Annotated in this window: 12 protein-coding genes and 5 pseudogenes; 7 read left to right on the top strand and 10 right to left on the bottom strand. The window is 67.1% G+C overall.

Annotation, left to right across the window (positions count from 1 at the left end; genetic code table 11):
• Nucleotides 1-28: 28 nt before the first annotated feature.
• Together ACQEXA_RS58565 and ACQEXA_RS58560 are read right to left on the bottom strand one after the other, a co-directional pair.
• A pseudogene (locus ACQEXA_RS58565) lies at nt 29-256 on the bottom strand (molybdopterin-dependent oxidoreductase); the annotation flags it as partial.
• A 107-nt stretch (nt 257-363) separates the two neighbouring features.
• Nucleotides 364-1212: a GNAT family N-acetyltransferase gene (locus tag ACQEXA_RS58560; protein WP_433134933.1), complete on the bottom strand. Its 849-nt coding sequence runs from the start codon at nt 1210-1212 to the stop codon at nt 364-366.
• Nucleotides 1213-1587: 375 nt separating this feature from the next.
• Between ACQEXA_RS58560 and ACQEXA_RS58555 the strand changes: the two genes are divergently transcribed.
• From ACQEXA_RS58555 to ACQEXA_RS58525, 7 genes and pseudogenes are all read left to right on the top strand, one after another.
• A complete protein-coding gene (locus tag ACQEXA_RS58555) occupies nt 1588-2625 on the top strand; it encodes a methyltransferase (protein WP_433134932.1) in 1038 nt (345 codons plus the stop codon).
• Nucleotides 2626-2868: 243 nt separating this feature from the next.
• Nucleotides 2869-3711, top strand: a complete 843-nt coding sequence (locus tag ACQEXA_RS58550) for a TIGR03621 family F420-dependent LLM class oxidoreductase (RefSeq protein WP_433134931.1) — start codon at nt 2869-2871, stop codon at nt 3709-3711.
• Between the two features lie 118 nt (nt 3712-3829).
• Nucleotides 3830-4363 (top strand): annotated as a pseudogene (locus tag ACQEXA_RS58545) (transposase); the annotation flags it as partial.
• 364 nt (nt 4364-4727) lie between these two features.
• Nucleotides 4728-4934 carry a 3'-5' exonuclease gene (locus ACQEXA_RS58540; protein ID WP_432942385.1) on the top strand — a complete coding sequence of 69 codons (207 nt, stop codon included), beginning with the start codon at nt 4728-4730 and terminating at the stop codon, nt 4932-4934.
• Nucleotides 4935-5004: 70 nt separating this feature from the next.
• Nucleotides 5005-5932 (top strand): annotated as a pseudogene (locus tag ACQEXA_RS58535) (IS110 family transposase); the annotation flags it as partial.
• Between the two features lie 204 nt (nt 5933-6136).
• Nucleotides 6137-6679, top strand: coding sequence for a DUF6882 domain-containing protein (locus ACQEXA_RS58530; RefSeq protein ID WP_433134929.1), 543 nt, complete (start codon nt 6137-6139; stop codon nt 6677-6679).
• Nucleotides 6680-6813: 134 nt separating this feature from the next.
• Nucleotides 6814-7095, top strand: a complete 282-nt coding sequence (locus ACQEXA_RS58525; protein ID WP_359411508.1) for a hypothetical protein — start codon at nt 6814-6816, stop codon at nt 7093-7095.
• A gap of 163 nt (nt 7096-7258) precedes the next feature.
• On the opposite strand, the gene ACQEXA_RS58520 is transcribed toward ACQEXA_RS58525, so the two are convergent.
• The 8 genes and pseudogenes from ACQEXA_RS58520 to ACQEXA_RS58485 form a co-directional block, all read right to left on the bottom strand.
• Nucleotides 7259-7948 (bottom strand): hypothetical protein, encoded by a 690-nt coding sequence (locus ACQEXA_RS58520; protein WP_359411505.1) that lies wholly within the window; start codon nt 7946-7948, stop codon nt 7259-7261.
• A gap of 194 nt (nt 7949-8142) precedes the next feature.
• Nucleotides 8143-8439, bottom strand: coding sequence for a hypothetical protein (locus ACQEXA_RS58515; protein ID WP_433134928.1), 297 nt, complete (start codon nt 8437-8439; stop codon nt 8143-8145).
• A gap of 190 nt (nt 8440-8629) precedes the next feature.
• Nucleotides 8630-9067 (bottom strand): annotated as a pseudogene (locus ACQEXA_RS58510) (transposase); the annotation flags it as partial.
• 51 nt (nt 9068-9118) lie between these two features.
• On the bottom strand, nt 9119-11185 hold the full coding sequence (locus ACQEXA_RS58505) for a SpoIIE family protein phosphatase (protein ID WP_432940729.1): 2067 nt from the start codon (nt 11183-11185) through the stop codon (nt 9119-9121).
• A gap of 173 nt (nt 11186-11358) precedes the next feature.
• Nucleotides 11359-11985: pseudogene (locus ACQEXA_RS58500) on the bottom strand (heterodisulfide reductase-related iron-sulfur binding cluster); the annotation flags it as partial.
• A gap of 127 nt (nt 11986-12112) precedes the next feature.
• Nucleotides 12113-13834 (bottom strand): ABC transporter ATP-binding protein, encoded by a 1722-nt coding sequence (locus ACQEXA_RS58495; RefSeq protein ID WP_432940727.1) that lies wholly within the window; start codon nt 13832-13834, stop codon nt 12113-12115.
• A gap of 73 nt (nt 13835-13907) precedes the next feature.
• Entirely contained in the window at nt 13908-14072 is a 165-nt protein-coding gene (locus ACQEXA_RS58490; protein ID WP_432940724.1) for a hypothetical protein, read from the bottom strand.
• An 841-nt stretch (nt 14073-14913) separates the two neighbouring features.
• Entirely contained in the window at nt 14914-16134 is a 1221-nt protein-coding gene (locus ACQEXA_RS58485) for an RNA-guided endonuclease InsQ/TnpB family protein (RefSeq protein WP_433134927.1), read from the bottom strand.
• Nucleotides 16135-16156: the final 22 nt, after the last annotated feature.

Here is a 16156-nt window from a genome sequence, read left to right as displayed (position 1 = left end):
GGACTTGGATGGCTCACGGTCGCGGCCCCACCGACAGTCGCTCCAGCACGTGCCGGACCGAACGCACCGGCGGCCACGCGAACAGCCTCGGATACACCGTCCACAGCTTCGCCAGCAGCAGCGGAATGGCAGCGATGCCGGAGACGACATGAAGTCCTTGGGTGAGCCGCTGACCTCAAACGGGGCGGCTGGGCAGGTGGTCGGCCAGCCGTCCCGGCGGATGCTGCAACACGTGACTGATCAGGCCGGTGACGAAAGCGCACCCTGTTCAGCGGCGGCGCGCTGCCATCCAGCAGTGCACAGGGACGGCCTCGAAAGGCCTCTACCGTTGGCCGTCCTTTGCGGGGAAACACGGGTGGACCTTCATCGGCCGTTGAGTCGCCAGAGCCAGTTCTGCCGCTCGTACAAAGCGTCAAAGCCCATACGGTACATGTTGCGCAGAGACGGGTTGTGCGTGCCTGGTGATTCCGGCCGGGTCTCGGCGACGAGCCAGCGGCACCCCAAGTCTCGGGCGGCCAGCGCCCGGGCGGCGAGGAGTGCCGTGTGTGCGCCCCGCTTCCTTGCGTGCGGGACGGTTGTGCCGCCCAGGAACCGGCCAATGCCATGACGGGCGTACAACATCCCCGTACCCACCAACTCATCGCCGTCCCATGCCCCGAAGCAGTGCCAGCCTGGTCGGCCGACGGCTGAGCTCATCATCTGAGCCAGTCCTTCCGCAGGCATCTGGAACACGCTCATCATCACGGCGCCCCAGGTGTCGGCGTCCTGTTGGTCGACACCTGCAACGCGGAGGGGTGACGGCGAATCCTTCATCTCGGCGAGTCGACGGCAAGCGACGCCTGTCTCACAGAGCAGCTTCACCCAGGGGGGACTTTCAGAGAGCCCTGCCTTTGCGCAGATTTCGTTCCAATCATCGGGTAGAACATGGGGCGACATCTGGAGGACGGCCATGGGGGTCTGCTCGTTCTCGAAGAAGCTGCACACCTCATGGATAAGATCTGCTGTGATGGGTGTCGCGAAGCCGAATCCCAGGGCCTTGCTCCAGTAACCAGCAGGATCGTGTCGCATGGACATGACCACACCACCCGCGAACCTTGCTTCCGCCATACCAAGCTTCGTTCGTATGGCCTCTGGCAACCCCATTCTGAGGTCGAAGTTCTGCTCCGCCTCCGACAGTTCAGCTTCCGTGGCCAGATCATAGTCGCGCATCATCAACCCGTTCGCTCTCCGAGGGCCGTCGCGATGCCGAGCTTCGCCACGACATAGAGGGCCTGAGAATTCTCGAAGCCGGCGACGAACTGCTTCATGCGCATGGGATCCGGGACAGCGGGAGGAACCTCGGCACTGGGATCGACAGACACAGCAGGTCGGCCTTTCGTCGGAAAGCAGCAACGCGTGCGCACGGCGATCGGCACCGTATCCCGGCAGGCGGCGGAAGAGCAGCTCTCAGTGGGCGCTGCGGGGTCGACGGGGTAAATCGAGGACCTTTTGGCACCTACCTGCCGGACATACTGCACCAACACCCTGAAGCCTGTGTCTGAATACTGCGACGTATGGGAATTTCAAGTACCTGAAGGGGAGAATCCCATGACGAATGCGCAAAAGCCGGACACGACCTCGGCTGGCGACGTGTATCAACAGATGAGCAGCATGGTGACCAGCCACTGGGTCCCGCAGATCATCCGCGCGGCCATTGATCTGTCCCTGCCGGAGCATCTGGCTGGAGGGAGCCTCACCGCGGACGAGGTAGCCGAGCGTGAGAGCAGCGCGCCCGAGACGACCTTCCGCCTCATGCGGGCCTGTGTAGTTCTCGGCCTGCTCACAGCCGACGACTCCGGCCGTTTCAGCGGCACTCCACTGTTGGGCACTCTGCACAAGGATGCACCTGGGTCGCTGCGTGGCCTTGCGCTGGCGACTACATTGTCCGCTCAGTGGCTGTCCTGGAACGCGTTCACCTCCTCGGTACGCAAGGGAAGGACCCAGGTGCACGAAGCCCTGGGTACTGACTTTTTCGACTACCTCAAACAGCATCCCGCCGAAGCTCGTGCCTTCTCCGACGGACTGGCCAGTACGACGTCTCTGTGGACCGGCACGGCCGCCAAGGTCATCGACACGGCGGGCGTCGAGTTGGTCGCCGACATCGGCGGCGCCAACGGATCGCTGCTGCATCTGCTGTTGGAAGACGACCCGCAACTGCGCGGAATCGTCTTCGACCTTCCCAATGTCGTGGAGAGTGCGATCGAGGAGGCAGCGAGCAAGGGCCTGTCTGACCGCACCGAGGTAGTGGGCGGGGATTTCTTCCAGTCCGTACCGGCCGCTGACCTGTACCTCATCAAAATGATCATGCACGACTGGGACGACGAGAGTTGCATCACCATCCTCAAGAACGTCCGTGCCGCGATGAACCCGGGCGCGAGGGTCACGGTGGTCGAAATGCTCGTCGGTAAGCCGAGCAACCCCGGTCCGGCCGCCTTGATGGACATGAACATGCTTGCCGTGTGCCCCGGTCAGGAACGGTCCCTCTCGCAGTACGACGCACTCCTGTCCGCGGCGGGCCTGCGTCGTACCGGCGTCACGCCTACCGAGTCAGGCCAGAGCGTCATCGAGGCTGTCGCAGCAGGGTGATGACCAGCCATTCGCGAGCCTCGCGCTTTCGTGGGGCCACGCTCTGATGACCTCCTGCGCGGCCGGCGGTCTGGGGCCGCGCAGGAAGGCGCAGAGGCCGGGGACCACGCCTCTTCCAGCGACCTCCCGGGGCTTGGTATGCCAATTCTGCTGGTCAGGAGCCCGAATCCGAGTAATCGGCGAGCTGCCAGCTTATGTCCAGGGTCGCATCGGCTCACCCACTCATCAGCACGAAGGGCTGTCATGACCAATCACCCGTTCCGTTTCGGCGTCAGTCTGTTCAACGTCGGCTCCCGGTCGGCCTGGCGCGCCCGCGCGCGTGAAGTGGAGGACCTCGGGTACGACGTGCTTCAGGTAGCCGACCACCTGGGCATGGCCGCGCCGTTCCCGGCGTTGGTGGCCGCGGCCGACGTGACGAGCATCCGGCTGGGCACGTTCGTGCTCAATGCCGCCATTCTCAGCCCCGCATACCTGGCCCGGGATGTCGCCGACGTGCACCGCCTCACCGACGCCCGCCTCGAGCTGGGGCTCGGCGCCGGTTATGTCCCGGCCGAGTTCGAGGCCGTGGGCGTGCCGTTCGGCACCGGCGGGGAGCGACTGGGGAAACTGGAGGCGACCCTGGCGGCGACACGTACACTGCTTGCCGCGGAAGCCGACAACCCCCTGCCGCCGATCATGCTGGGTGGCGCCGGCGACCACATGCTGCGTCTCGCCGGCCGCGAGGCCGACATCTTCAGCTTCTCCATCATGGCCGGGGTGATGGCGGGTGTCGCCCCGGAGGACGCGCTCGCCCGCCGCATTCAGGTGCTGCGGGAGGCCGCCGGCGACCGCTTCGACGACGTCGAGCTGAACCTGTTCGTCGCGGCGGTGGGCGAGAACGCGGAGAAGGTCGACCTCTCGATCATCCGCCAGGCCAGCGGCCTCGACGACGCCCAGCTCACCCAGCTGCCCGGCGTGCTGCTCGGCTCGCCGCGTGAGATCGCGGACCGGCTGCTGCGGTACCGCGAGGAGTTCGGCCTCAGCTACATCAGCGTCCTGGAGCCGCACATGGCCGCGTTCGCCGAGGTCATCAAGCACCTGCGCTGACGCTCGGCCTGGCTCAAGGCTTGAGGTCAAGATCTTGCCGCGGAACGCGGTGGGCGCTCCTGCCCATACCCGGGTCTGTACGGTCAACGGTGGATCTTCGAACAGGAAGTAACACCTGATGACAGACGTGACCGTGTCGGCTGAGGCCGTGGAGGACGTGCAGTCGACGGGGCGGGCTGATGCGCTTGACGAGCAGTTGATCAGCCAGCTGGTGGACCGGGCCAAGGCCGACGGGATCAAGCTGACCGGCGAGGGCGGGCTGCTGCAGCAGTTGACGAAGAGGATCCTCGAGTCCGCTCTTGAGGGTGAGATCACCGATCACCTTGGGCACGAGAAGCACGAGAAGACGACCAACGGCAACACCCGCAACGGCACCCGGTCGAAGACCGTGCTCACCGATGTCGGCCCGGTCGAGATCGACGTCCCGCGCGATCGGGTGGGCTCGTTCGAGCCGCACATCGTCAAGAAGCGGCAGCGGCGGCTGACCGGCGTCGACGAGATGGTGCTGTCGCTGTCCGCCCGTGGCCTGACCCACGGCGAGATCTCCGCGCATCTGAAGGAGGTCTACGGCGCCGAGGTGTCCAAGACGACGATCTCCACGATCACCGACAGCGAGGTGATCGACGGCATGCACGAATGGCAGAGCCGCCCGCAGTGCCATCAAGAACAACTGGACCACGGCCCTGCAGAATCGGCTGACCCTGCCAAGCGCCAGGGCACCACGGGGGGAGTTTCGGGTACCCCGGTGGAGGCGCTGGTCGAGTGGTCGGTGAGGATGTCGGCCTTTGAGCCATGGGGTGCGGAAGGGGCGTGGGCGCGGTGTTCGAGCCGGTGTTCTTGCGGCGGGGCTTCGAGGGGATCGATCCCCTGGGGGTTGAGTACACGGTCGTCGATGTGGAGACCACCGGTCTGGATCCTGCGCGCGGCCACCGGGTGTGCGAGGTCGCGGCGTGCGGCTGCGGGCCGACGGCACGGTGCTGGCGGAGTTTTCCACTCTGGTTGATCCGCAGCGGCGCATGTCGCGGGAGAATCAGTCGCGGCACGGGATCAGCAACGACGATGTCGCGGGCGCGCCGCAGTTTCCGCAGGTTGCGGGGACGTTGCCACGGCTGATGCGGGGCTCGCTAGTGGTGGCGCACAAGCTGGCGTTCGACAGCTCGTTCCTGGGTGCGGAGTTCGCCCGGGCCGGGGCCAAGTGCGGGTGGCGGGGTTGTGCACGCTGACGGCGTTCCGTGCCCAGACCGATCTGCGCGGCTACACGCTCGCGGGCATCGTCAAAGACCTCTCCGGGTCCTGGCCCCGCATGGCGAGCTCGTCGCGGCCGGGGTGGAGGGAACCGGTGCCTACGGCGCCGAGCTCGCCCGGGTGCTGACCGCCGCCGGCGTCACGGTCATCGATGTCGACCGCCCGGACCGCAAGACGCGGCGGATGAAGGGCAAGTCCGACCCGATCGACGCCTACGCCGCCGCGACGGCCGTGCTGTCCGGACGCGCCACGGGCATCCCCAAGAGCCGGGACGGCGTGGTCGAGGCGGTGCGGGTGCTGCGGATCGCCCGCCGCAGCGCCATCAAGGCCCGCACGCAGGCCATGAACCAGATCCGGGGCCTGCTGGTCTCGGCTCCGGCGATGCTGCGTGAGCAGCTCGCGGGTCTGGACCGGGCCGCGCTGATACGCACGCTCGCCCGGTTGCGGCCCGGCGACGACCTGTCCCACCCGCTGGCGGCGACCCGGGCGTCGCTGCGGCGGCTCGCCCGCCGTCACCAGGCGCTGGACGAGGAGATCACCGAACTGGACTGCGAGATCGGGCCGCTGGTGAAGCAAGCCGCCCCCGCCCTGCTGGAACTGTTCGGGGTCGGCCCCGAGACCGCCGGACAGCTACTGGCCTCGGCCGGCGACAACCCTGAACGCATGTGCTCCGAGGCGGCGTTCGCGCACCTGGCCGGGGTCGCGCCGATCCCGGCCTCGTCCGGCCGCACCCACCGCCACCGGCTCAATCGCGGCGGCGACCGGGCCGCGAACAACGCCCTGCACACCATCGTCCTCACCCGCATGCGCTTCGACGAACGCACCCGCACCTACGTCGAACGCCGCACCAAGGAAGGGCTGAACAAGAAAGACATCATGCGCTGCCTCAAGCGATTCGTCGCCCGCGGTCTACCGCGCACTGACCAGCACACCGACCAGGCGAATCAATCAAACCGACCTGGCTCCAGCGGCTTGACAGCCATAGGAGCATCCCGCTCACCGCACCGCCACCCACGCTGCAGCTGTGACTGAGGGGTTCAGTGGGCCAGTCCAGCTGAGCGTTCGGCGTTGATGGCTGCAGCGGAGGTTAATGGCCCCGGCGCTCCCAGACCGCCGGTTTCTCCGGGGTGACAGGCGTGCGCGGTCGGACTAGTCAGGGGCGTCTGGCAGACTCCGCAGCATGGGAATGTTCAAGCGAGCCAATGAGGCGGAGAGCGCTGGTCAGGCCGGGGAGCGAGCCGACCTGAGTGTGCTTCTGCTGCAGGGCGAAGACATGATCGAACAGCTGGCTCGTGCCCACATGTCCTGGGGCCTAGGCTCAGCGGACCGCTGGGACCTGGACCAGACGACCGGCATCATCACATGGACCTTCCCCGATAAGACTGCGACTGCGCCTGCACAGATCCTCGGCAGCTTCAGCCCGGGCTCGGGCTCATGGCTGTGGGCCTGGGCCAACGAGAGCATCCTCCCCGACATGAGCCGCGACTCCCGCAGCTTCCGCGACTGGGCGGAAGCCAACGGGCATCCCGCCCTGGCCCAGCCCAAGATCAGTGCCGATGAGCGGGCTGCCTCGACTCTCGTGGCCTTGGCTGTCCGGGTCACCGGGGCGACTGGCTATTACAAGGGCCCGGGAGGCAAATCCTTCGTGATCATCACCTTCGGGCCGGTCACGCTGACGAATGCGGACGGCAGCGTCTCCACCTTCAACATCAATATCAGTTAGCGTCGGGGCGGTGCCCTGAGCCTTCCTCGGATACCGGCTCTCGTGCGGTCGGCCGTCCTGTGAGGCTGCCGTTCCGTTCTTGTCGTCGGGGCGCTTGTTCGGGTGGAGTACCCCTGCGTCGGCGGGGAGGACGGGTGACCGCCCACTACTGGTATCCGGAAGGGTTTCCCACCCTGGCGGCCGTGACCGTGCACGGGCGTACAGAGCCCCAGGTCGACTTGGACGGTATCCGGCTGATCGGCCGGACGGTATCCGAGGTCGACGCAGAGGTGATCCAGTACATCGAGGACCGCGACCTGGGCTGGCTGGTCTACTGCGACGGTGGTCCGGGGCCGGAGGAGCTCAACATGTACGTGCGGGCCACCAGAGCCGGGGACACCGTCGTCAGCGGAGCCCGCTTTTTCGCACCGGGCTGAGGACCGCGGCTGACGCCGCAAGACAGCTCGATCTCCTCGACGTGAGCATCTCTCGGTCAAGGCCCGCGCCGACACCACTGCTGGTTCGCTCGTTGGAGCCGCGCTCTTCTAACGGCCAGTACAGCGAGCTGCCGCCGCAGCGGCGGCTCGCTGCCCAACGGTTTTACTCAGCCTGCTCGGCCTGCGCCTCGCCCGCGACGGGTGCCGCCGGCTGCTCGGCCGCGTTGGGGGCGGTGTAGAAGACGGAGGCGCCCTGCTTGGTGCGCTGCGCCTGGTTCTTGGCCACCAGCCCTTCGAGGGTGGTGCGCACGACCGTGATCTTGATCCCGCGCTCGGGATGCGCCGTACTGAGAGCGGTGGCGACTTCTGCCGCGGAGCGCGGGTCGCTCTGTTCGGTGAGGTGGCTGCGGATGAGCTCGACGAGCGTGGGCTGGTCCGCCTTCACGGCTGCGGCGTTACCCGCGGGCTTCTTCCCAGCCGTCGTCTTCTTGGAGGCGGACTTCTTGGTGGCGGACTTCTTGGCCACCGTGCGGTCCTGGGTGTCGGCGGCCTTCTTCGCCCGTGTCCGCTTGCCGGCGCCGGGCTCACCAGCGGTCTTCTTGTTGCGAGGAGCCGGCACGGTGGAGCTGGCCGGGGCGGCCGCAGGCTGCACCGGCGTGGGCGAAACGCCCAGCACCTGCTGCACGTTGACCAGCACGGAGTGGTCGTGCTGCAGGCCTGCCAACTGCTCCTGCAGCGCAGCGATGTCCGCGCTGATGCGTTCCTGCTCCTTGGCGTTGCGTTCGAGATCGCTAATCACCTGGGCGGCGTACTGCGATGTCAGCTCGGTGGTGGCCGTTGTGCTCTCCGACATGGTGTTGACCTTTCTCGGAATTCCTGGCTTGCTCGGCCAGGTCTTTGGCGTAGGCGCAGAGCCAGGCGCGTGTGCTCGGGCTGGCGTCTGAGGACAGCAACGGTCACTGCTGCAAATAGCCCTTCCACAGAGATAGTACGGGTGAGGGAAGTGTGTTGTTTCTCTGGAGTGATGTCTTTCGCTCGGGCTGAGCTTCAGGGTCGGCGCATGGGGTGCGGTCTGGGGTGTACTGCAGAGCGGGTTGGAGTGCATGCGTGGGGGAGTTGCCACAGGACTTCGTCGGTGTCCCGGTGGTGGTGCCAGGCGGCCAGGACGCGGACGGTCGTCAGCCGGTCGAGCAATTCTGCGGTCTGATGGGGAGAGTGGCCGCACAGCCGCGCGAGGACGTCCATGTCGGCCTGATGCTGGACCTCGGGGGAGGTGTGCGCAGCCAGCACGAGGGCGGTCAGTCGCACCGCCGGTGGTGCGGTGTGCGGCAGGAGCAAGGGCACCGGCCGCAGAGCCCAGTGAGCTGCGCGGCGGCGCGCACTTCGGCCGGGAGCCTGGTCAAGCACCGCCGCATCCAGCAGTCGCACCTGTACGGGCGCCGACTTCAGGTCGGTCGGGCCGGGGCACTCCCCAGACGTCTGCCCGGCTGGGGTCTATCAGGATTCATGACACTCCCGCGAGCTGCAGGACGGGGACAGTCCCGCCCTGCTCCTTGTGGCTGGCGTGGTCGGTGCCGTCGAGAGCGAAGTAGCGCAGGGCGGTGAACTGGTCCTCGATGCGGTTGAGCCAGGAGTTGTTGGTCGGTGTGTAGGCGAGCTCGACGTTGTTGGCTGTGGCCCAGTCGCCGACCCTGGTGTCCTTCTTCGTCGTCAGGTGCGGGGAGAAGTTGTCGAGCACGATCGCGATGCGGATGTTGGGCGGGTAGAGGCTGCGCAGGTAGCGGCAGAACTCCAGGAACCGGGTCCGGTTCTTCCTGGGCTTGATGTGGCCGTAGAGGTGGTCCCGGGCCAAGTCGTAGGCGGCGAAGAGGTGTCGGACCCCGTGGGGGCGGGTGTAGGTCGCCCGTCGGCGGGGCCGTGGCTCGCGGTCCGGGTCCTTGTGTCGGCCACCGCGTTCGGCCCATTGCCGGCCGCAGGTGGACTGCGATGCCTTCTGAGACCTGCCTCACGCTGATCGATTGGGTCAGAGAATCTGCTCGGCCCAGACGGTCTTGCCGTCGGGGGAGTAGCGGACGCCCCAGTTCTGGGCGAGTTGGGCGATGATGAACAGGCCGCGCCCGCCTTCGTCGATGGTCTTCGCGTGGCGCAGTCGCGGCGCGAGGGGGTTGCCGTCGTGGACCTCGCAGGCGAGTGTGCGGTCCTTGATGAGCCGCAGCCGTAGGGGCGGGGTGCCGTAGCGGACGGCGTTGGTGACCAGTTCGCTGACGATCATCTCGGTCGTGTAGGCGGTTTCCTCATCCACTCCCCATAGGGTGAGTTGGTGTTGGGCGTGGGCGCGTGCCGTGGCGACGGCTTCGGGGTGGTCGTCGAGATGCCACGCGGCGATCTGGTCGGCGGGGAATGCGTGGGTGCGGGCGAGGAGGAGGATGACGTCGCCGTGGCGGATGTCGTCGTCCCGCAGCCGGTAGAGCACGTCATCGCACAGATCCTGCAGTGGCCGGTCGGGGTGGGCCAGCACCCGTTGGAGGGCGTCCGGGGACAGGGAGGTGTGCAGGAGGGGCGCCGTGTAGAAGGCGAGGACACTGCCGTCGGCGACAGAGACCGTGGTGGCGGCGAAGGGGGGGCCCTCGACACTGCCCAAGGGAGGTCCGCTCGGCAGGTCGAGGACCTCGGTCCTCCCGTCGGGATGGGCGATGACGGGTGGGGGGTGGCCGGCCAGGACGATGGTGCAGGTCCGGGCGAAAGGGTCGTAGACCGCGTACACGCAGCTTCCCGTGAGCGGCTGCCGGTGCAGGGGGTCGCCGGGCGGGAGAGCCGCGCGTTCCTGGGCCAGGCTGATGGCGGTGTCGTTGAGGCGTGCGACGAGTTCATCGGGCTCCAGGTCGAGTGCGGCCAGGGAGTGGTGGACGGTCCGCATCTGTCCCAGGGTGGTGGCCGCGAGGATGCCCTGGCCGGCGACCTCGCCGACCACCAGTGCGGTGCGGGCGCCGGGCAGGGCGAAGGTGTCGAACCCGCCGCCCCCGCCCACCTCGGAGGGCACGTGCAGGTGCGCGGTTTCCACGGTGGTCTGCGTCGCGGGGCGGGGAAGCAGCACATGGCACTGGATCGTCAGGGCGATGGCGTGTTCCCGGGTGTAGCGGCGGGCGTTGTCGATGCACAGGGCGGTGTAAGCGGCCATGGCGACGGCGAGGGTGACATCGTCCGTGTCGAAGACGTCCGCCTCGTCGGTGCGGTACAGGCTCAGCAGCCCCAGCACGGTTCCACGCAGGGTCAGGGGTGCTGTGATGAGAGAGCGGGCACCGGATGCGCGGATCGCCTCGCCGCGTGGCGGGACGGCGGCCAGCCAGGGCGTGTCGGGGCCCAAGGCGACAATGCGGGGCTTGAGGTCGGCCAGCGTCTGGGCGTAGGGCGTCGGGAACGGCAGAGCGCGCACGTCACCCACCGGATGTGCCTGGATCTGCTCGTCGCCGCCGCTGTGGCCGAAGGCGGCACGGCGCAGCGGCACCTCCCGTCCCAGAGGACTCGGCGGAGGGTCCTCGCCCCGTATCACTGCGTCCACCACTTCCACCACGGCGATGTCGGCGAAGTCGGGCACCACCGTCTGCACCAGTTCCTCGCAGGTGGCCACCACGCCGAGGGTCTGTCCCACGTGCTCGCGCACCGAGCCGACGACATGTAGGCGGGCGCTTACCTTTTCGCGTTCGGTGACGTCGAGCATCTCCACCAGCACCCCCACGATCCTCCCCTGTGGGCTCTCCAGACGAGATGCCGAGACGGAGAACAGGTACTCCGGCCCCGGCGCGCCCTTCGGACGCACCCCCACCAGTCGCCCCCGTGCGGGAGCGCCGCTCTCCAGCACGCCGTGCAGCATTGCCTCCACCTCACCGGGTGCGGAAAAGTCGTATTCGCCGGTGAAGTGTCGGCCGATGATCTCTTCAGGGGGCGCTTCGTGCAGAACCGGACTGGTGAGGTTGATCCGCAGGATCCGCAGTTCCGGGTCCAAGATCAGCAGGCCTGTGGGGGACTGGTGGAACAGAGTTTCGAATGCTGCAGCATCCTCGACGGGCGAGATGGCTTCGTTGTGCGCCACGGCAACCCACCTCCACCATCCAGCCTGTGCGCCGCTCCCTCGCTTCGCGAGACGTGTCGGACGTCGGGGGGCCGGATGTGGGTCTGCGTGGCTGGCCAGCTCGGCTTGGGCCGTCAGCTGAGTGTGTCGGAGGTGTGTCGCGAACACCGAGAGACAACGAGAGAGGGCGGGAGTCAGTGGGCGCGGGGGCTCGGGCGGGTGGCTCGCTCCAGCGCGATGAGTGCCGAGTAGTAGGGGCGGCCAGTGACGTGCTTCATGCCGATCTCGCACGTGCGGTTCGCAGACAAGTGCGCGTCGTAGTGGCGGGAGGTGACTTCTTCGGCCTCATGCTTGGCGGCGGATTCGGTGAGCTCCTTGTGGAGCATGCCGCGGTCGCCGGCGAATCCGCAGCACTCGACATAGACGGGGGTGTCGGCCTCGTCGGCGCAGGCGGCCGCGATGGCCTGCAGGTGCTCGACGTCGTCGAGATGGTGCATGGAGCAGGTCGGGTGGATGACCGCGCTGTCGACCCTGTGGGTGATCTCCAGGTGAGGCAGCAGTTGCGTGGTCGCCCACACCAGGGAGTCGACGACGGTGAGCTCCTTGTGCTTGCGCAGATTTTCCTCGGTCAGGTACGGGACCACCTCATGGGCGATGCCCAGGGTGCACGAGGACGCGTCGACGATCAGGGGAAGGCGGCCGTGGTCGGTCCACTCCCATGCCCGTTCCACGATGCGGTTGGCCATGGTGGTGTTGCCGTCGTCGTAGCCCTTGGAGTGCCAGATCGTCGCGCAGCACGAACCGCCCATGTCCCGGGGCACGCCGTATGCAGGTTCTTCCGTTTCGTTCTTTCGCAAGCCCAAACGTACCTGTGGTACGGCGTGTTCTCTGCATCAGCTCTGGTCAGCGACCCAGGAAAGCGACAGACGAGCCATTTTTCGGACCAACTCAATGCAGGTCCAGGACGTGGTCCGTCCAGTCGGTGAACTCGAGGTGGTGCGTTATCAGGATGATGGTCGGCCGATGGTCGGCCTGGAGGAGGGGTTTGATGATGTTTTGTGCGGACTCGACGTCGAGGGCCGCGGTGGGTTCGTCGAGGATCAGGACGGGGGTGTCGCGCAGGATCGCCCGGGCGATGGCGATCCGTTGTGCCTGACCGCCGGAGAGTTGGTGCCCATGATCGCCGACAACCGTCTGGTAGCCGTTCGGCAGTGCGGTGATGAACTCGTCGGCCTGGGCGGCGCGCGCGGCTTCGCGGATGCGTTCCTGCGTTGCCTGCTCGGTGCCGTAAGCGATGTTGTCGCTCACCGTGCCGTGGATGAGGGTGGTGTTCTGGGGGAGCAAAGTGACGTTTTCACGGAGCGCGTTCAGGGACAGCTCGTCCGCGGTGGCGTCGTCGAGGCTCACAGAGCCGCGGTCGGGGTCGGCGAATCGGAGCAGCAGCCGGGCGATGGTGGACTTGCCGCTGCCGCTGGGCCCCACCACGGCCAGTGTCTCACCGGGCTTGAGGGTGAACGACAGGCCGCGCAGTACTGGGCGTTCGGTTCCGGGGTAGGTGAAGGTGACCTGGTCGAAGGCAACGTGCCCCTTCGCGTGCTTCAGGGACCGGGCGTTCCCCGGTTCGGTGACGGTCGGTTCGGTGTCGAGGATTTCCGTGAGTCGTTCGACTCCGGCCTTGGCTGTGGAGACGCCGGAGGGGATACGGGACAGCCCGCGCACGGGGCCGTACAGCTGGGACAGGAACCCGACGAACGCAAGCAGTCCGCCCAAGGTGAGGTGGGCGGTGGAGATCTGCCATGCGCCGAGTCCTATGACGAGGAGCGTGCCAAGGACCTCGACGACCTGCAGGAGGGGCCCATACACCCCTCCCAGGCGGGCAGCCCGGAGCTGGGCGCGCATCAGCGCGCCACCCGCCTTGTCCAGCCGTTCCACCTCGTGTGCCTGCTGGTTGTACGCCTGGACCAGAGCGGCGTTGGACAGGCTTTCCTGGACCACGGTGGTGAGAGCGGCCTGCTCGACGCGTGTTGCGCGAGCGGACGCAGCGAAGCGGGAGGAGAAGCCTCGACTGACGCCCCAGAAAACGGGCGCGACGACCAGGGCGGCGAGGGCGAGCTGCCAGTTCAGATAGAACGCGGCGGCAGCGAACACGACCGCACTGACCAGTTGGAACACGGCAGCCAGCAAACCGGAGGCGACGAGTTGTTCCACCGCGCCGACATCCGCGGTCAGGCGGGAGATCAGGTCACCCAGCCGTTTTTCGGCAATCACGTCGACGGACAGGCTGTGCACGTGACGGAAGACGTGCGTGCGCAGCCGTCTGAGAATCCGCTCGCCCGTGCGGGCCACCATGTAGTTGCCGCCGAATGTGGCGAGCCCTCCGGCCAACGCAGTGGCAACGATCTCGGACGCCAGCGTCCAGAACGCGGCGAAGTGATGCGACGTGAGGACATCGTCCACCAGGGACTTGACCAACCAGGTGGAGAGGGCTTCGGAGGCGGTTCCGGCGACCATGAAGAATCCGCCGGCCGTCAGTCCGAGCCATTCCGTTCGTGCCCACGGCCCAAAGCGCCGGATGACGGCGTGCCAGGTCAGGGTTCGCGGGTATGGGTGTACCCCAGGGGTGGTTGTGAGGTTCTCTGCTGCGGACACCGCTCCGCTCCCACGTGCCATGCGTTTCCGCCTCACCAGAGGGGCCAGCAGGGCCGGTGGCCTGCTGGCCCCTCTTGTTCAATGGGTAAGCGCGTCAGTCGTCGCAGCCCCAGCCGCCACGGTCATCGTCGGCATCCCAGCCATCGGAGTCGCCCCAGCCATCGTGGTGGCCCCAACCCTGACGGTGGCCCCAGCCGCGGTAGCCCCAGTCGTCGCCGTTGTAGTCACGGACACGCAGTCGAATATGGAATCCACGCATGGAAGTTCACTCCTTCGTGTTGTCTGCACCGGTTTGTGCCGACTGACCGAACGTACCCGGCGGGTTTTTGTTGCCTCGGCATGGCCCGAACTCCAGGGTGTGTGCGCCGAGTCGAACACTGATCAAGGCCTTCACCTGCACAAACGCCTATCGATCTTGAACTGCGGCCGGCTGGAAATAGTTCGTTAGGCATTGAATAGTGTGATCTAGCAGTCAGAACCATCTGATGTCTCATATGTCACGTCGCGTTTCCGGAACATTTCGGGCCGACGTTGACAGCACTGGTCGTGGATAGACGAACCGAACCCGATCGGCGTGCGCTCGCCCCAGGCCGACGGGAGATGGCATGAAGGACGGCGCCCCACAGCGGAATCGAAAGGTTCCGCTCGGTGAGAAGAACGCGCTGATCGCGAAGGATCTGCGGGCGAGTGAGCGGCAGGTGGAATGCTGGCGCCGTGCTTGGCGAGAAGGTGGAATGGACGACCTCACCTCCACGAGGCCTGCGAAAACGTCCCAAGGTGTGCCCTCGGGCGGCTGGGTGGAGGCCAGCGGGGCCCTGGGCGTATCAGAGCGCTGATCCCTGGAAGGTCAGATCGACTGCTCGATGGCGGCGGTGTGGCAGCCGCTGCGTCGCCACGGTCCCGCACCGGTGCTGGCCCCGACGCCCCGACGGAGGGTTCGGAAAAGTGTGGCCGACCCAGACCGAGGTTGCCCGGCGGGAGGGTGCAGCACGTATGGAACTACGCCGCCAGGCCCGGGCCTTGGCGCTCCAGATTTGAAGGCTCCCCTCCCTGAAGGGAGGGGATTCTCCACCCTCCAGGGTTGAGCGGGGATGTACGGCTCAGGCCGCCACCGGAGCCAGCGGCTCAGGTGGTCTTACGCCCTCGACACCGTCCGGGTTCCAACCCGCCCGGACCAGCATCACGCGGGCGGAGTTCTTGTCCCTGGGGGACACGGCTCCGCACACCGTGCAGGCATACGTTCTCATCGAGAGAGGGAGTGCGTGCTTGGTTCTCGCCCCGCACGTTGCGCAGTCCATCGTGGTGTGCGCCGGGTGCACCAGACGGACGTCCCGTGCGTGCTTGCGGCCCATCTCGATCAGGGCACGCTTCGTCGCCGCGATGGCCGCGTCGGCCGCCTTGCGGGCCATGGTGGTCTTCGCGAGGAACTTCGGGCGGAAGTCCTCCACCGCCACTCCGTCATGATCGCGCATGACGGCCTTGGCCCACTTGCGGCCGGTGTCCTCACGCTGCCGCGCGACCTTCCTGTGCAGCTTCGCTGCCTGTGCCTGCGCCTTCCGGTAGCCGGTGGATGCACGCTGTCCTTTCGGTCGCCGGCGCCGGGCCATCATCCGCTGGTACTTCGCGAGCCGCTGAGCGGACCGCTTGCCGTGTTCGGCATGCGGAAGGTCGTAGGCGTCATCCGTGGTGGTCGCGGTCTCCTTCACACCCCAGTCCACGCCCAGGACGTGGCCGGTCTGAACAAGCGGCTCGACCTGGGCCGGGGCGACGAAGGAGGCGTACCAATGTCCGAGCGTGTCCTGGTACACGCGCACGCTCGACGGGTCGGCCGGAAGAGCCCGCGACCACACCACGCTCAGCACGATCTGGCCCGCAAGGTGCAGACGACCGTCCTTGAGGCGGAAACCGCGCCGGGTGTAGTTCAGCGACGGTCGGCTGTCACGCTTGCGCTTGAAGCGGGGCATCCCCGCCCGGCGGTGCTGCGCAAGCCCGTCCTTGATGTCCTTCAGCGCCTTCGCCCTCGACCTGGCGAACTCCCGGATCACCTGCTGCTGCGGCACGCTCGCGCCCTCAGCCAGCCACGGCATCACCCCGCGGGCGTCGGTCAGCATCCTGTCCAGCTGCGCCGGACCACACGTCAACTTCTCGCCGCCCGCTCTGCTCTGCGCGTGGGCCTGCCGGGACTTGGCCACGCATTCATTCCAGATCCAGCGGCAGCGATCCCACTCGGCTTCGAGTGCGCGCCGGGCTGTCTTCGACAGGCGTACACGGAAGGTGTACCGGGCATGCCCGGTGTCCTTCGTGGTCGCTTCTGTCGTCATGCATCCGAACCTACCTGGGAGG

The organism is Streptomyces sp. CA-106110, assembly GCF_050936285.1.
Taxonomy (GTDB): domain Bacteria; phylum Actinomycetota; class Actinomycetes; order Streptomycetales; family Streptomycetaceae; genus Streptomyces.
This window is presented reverse-complemented; position numbering and strand designations above follow the sequence as displayed.

Coding starts and splice junctions, on each gene's coding strand:
- ACQEXA_RS58550 (WP_433134931.1), top strand. CDS start 2,869: ATGACCAATCACCCGTTCCGTTTCGGCGTCAGTCTGTTCAACGTCGGC.
- ACQEXA_RS58495 (WP_432940727.1), bottom strand. CDS start 13,834: ATGGCACGTGGGAGCGGAGCGGTGTCCGCAGCAGAGAACCTCACAACC.
- ACQEXA_RS58520 (WP_359411505.1), bottom strand. CDS start 7,948: ATGTCGGAGAGCACAACGGCCACCACCGAGCTGACATCGCAGTACGCC.
- ACQEXA_RS58530 (WP_433134929.1), top strand. CDS start 6,137: ATGGGAATGTTCAAGCGAGCCAATGAGGCGGAGAGCGCTGGTCAGGCC.
- ACQEXA_RS58540 (WP_432942385.1), top strand. CDS start 4,728: ATGTCGCGGGAGAATCAGTCGCGGCACGGGATCAGCAACGACGATGTC.
- ACQEXA_RS58490 (WP_432940724.1), bottom strand. CDS start 14,072: ATGCGTGGATTCCATATTCGACTGCGTGTCCGTGACTACAACGGCGAC.
- ACQEXA_RS58555 (WP_433134932.1), top strand. CDS start 1,588: ATGACGAATGCGCAAAAGCCGGACACGACCTCGGCTGGCGACGTGTAT.
- ACQEXA_RS58485 (WP_433134927.1), bottom strand. CDS start 16,134: ATGACGACAGAAGCGACCACGAAGGACACCGGGCATGCCCGGTACACC.
- ACQEXA_RS58560 (WP_433134933.1), bottom strand. CDS start 1,212: ATGATGCGCGACTATGATCTGGCCACGGAAGCTGAACTGTCGGAGGCG.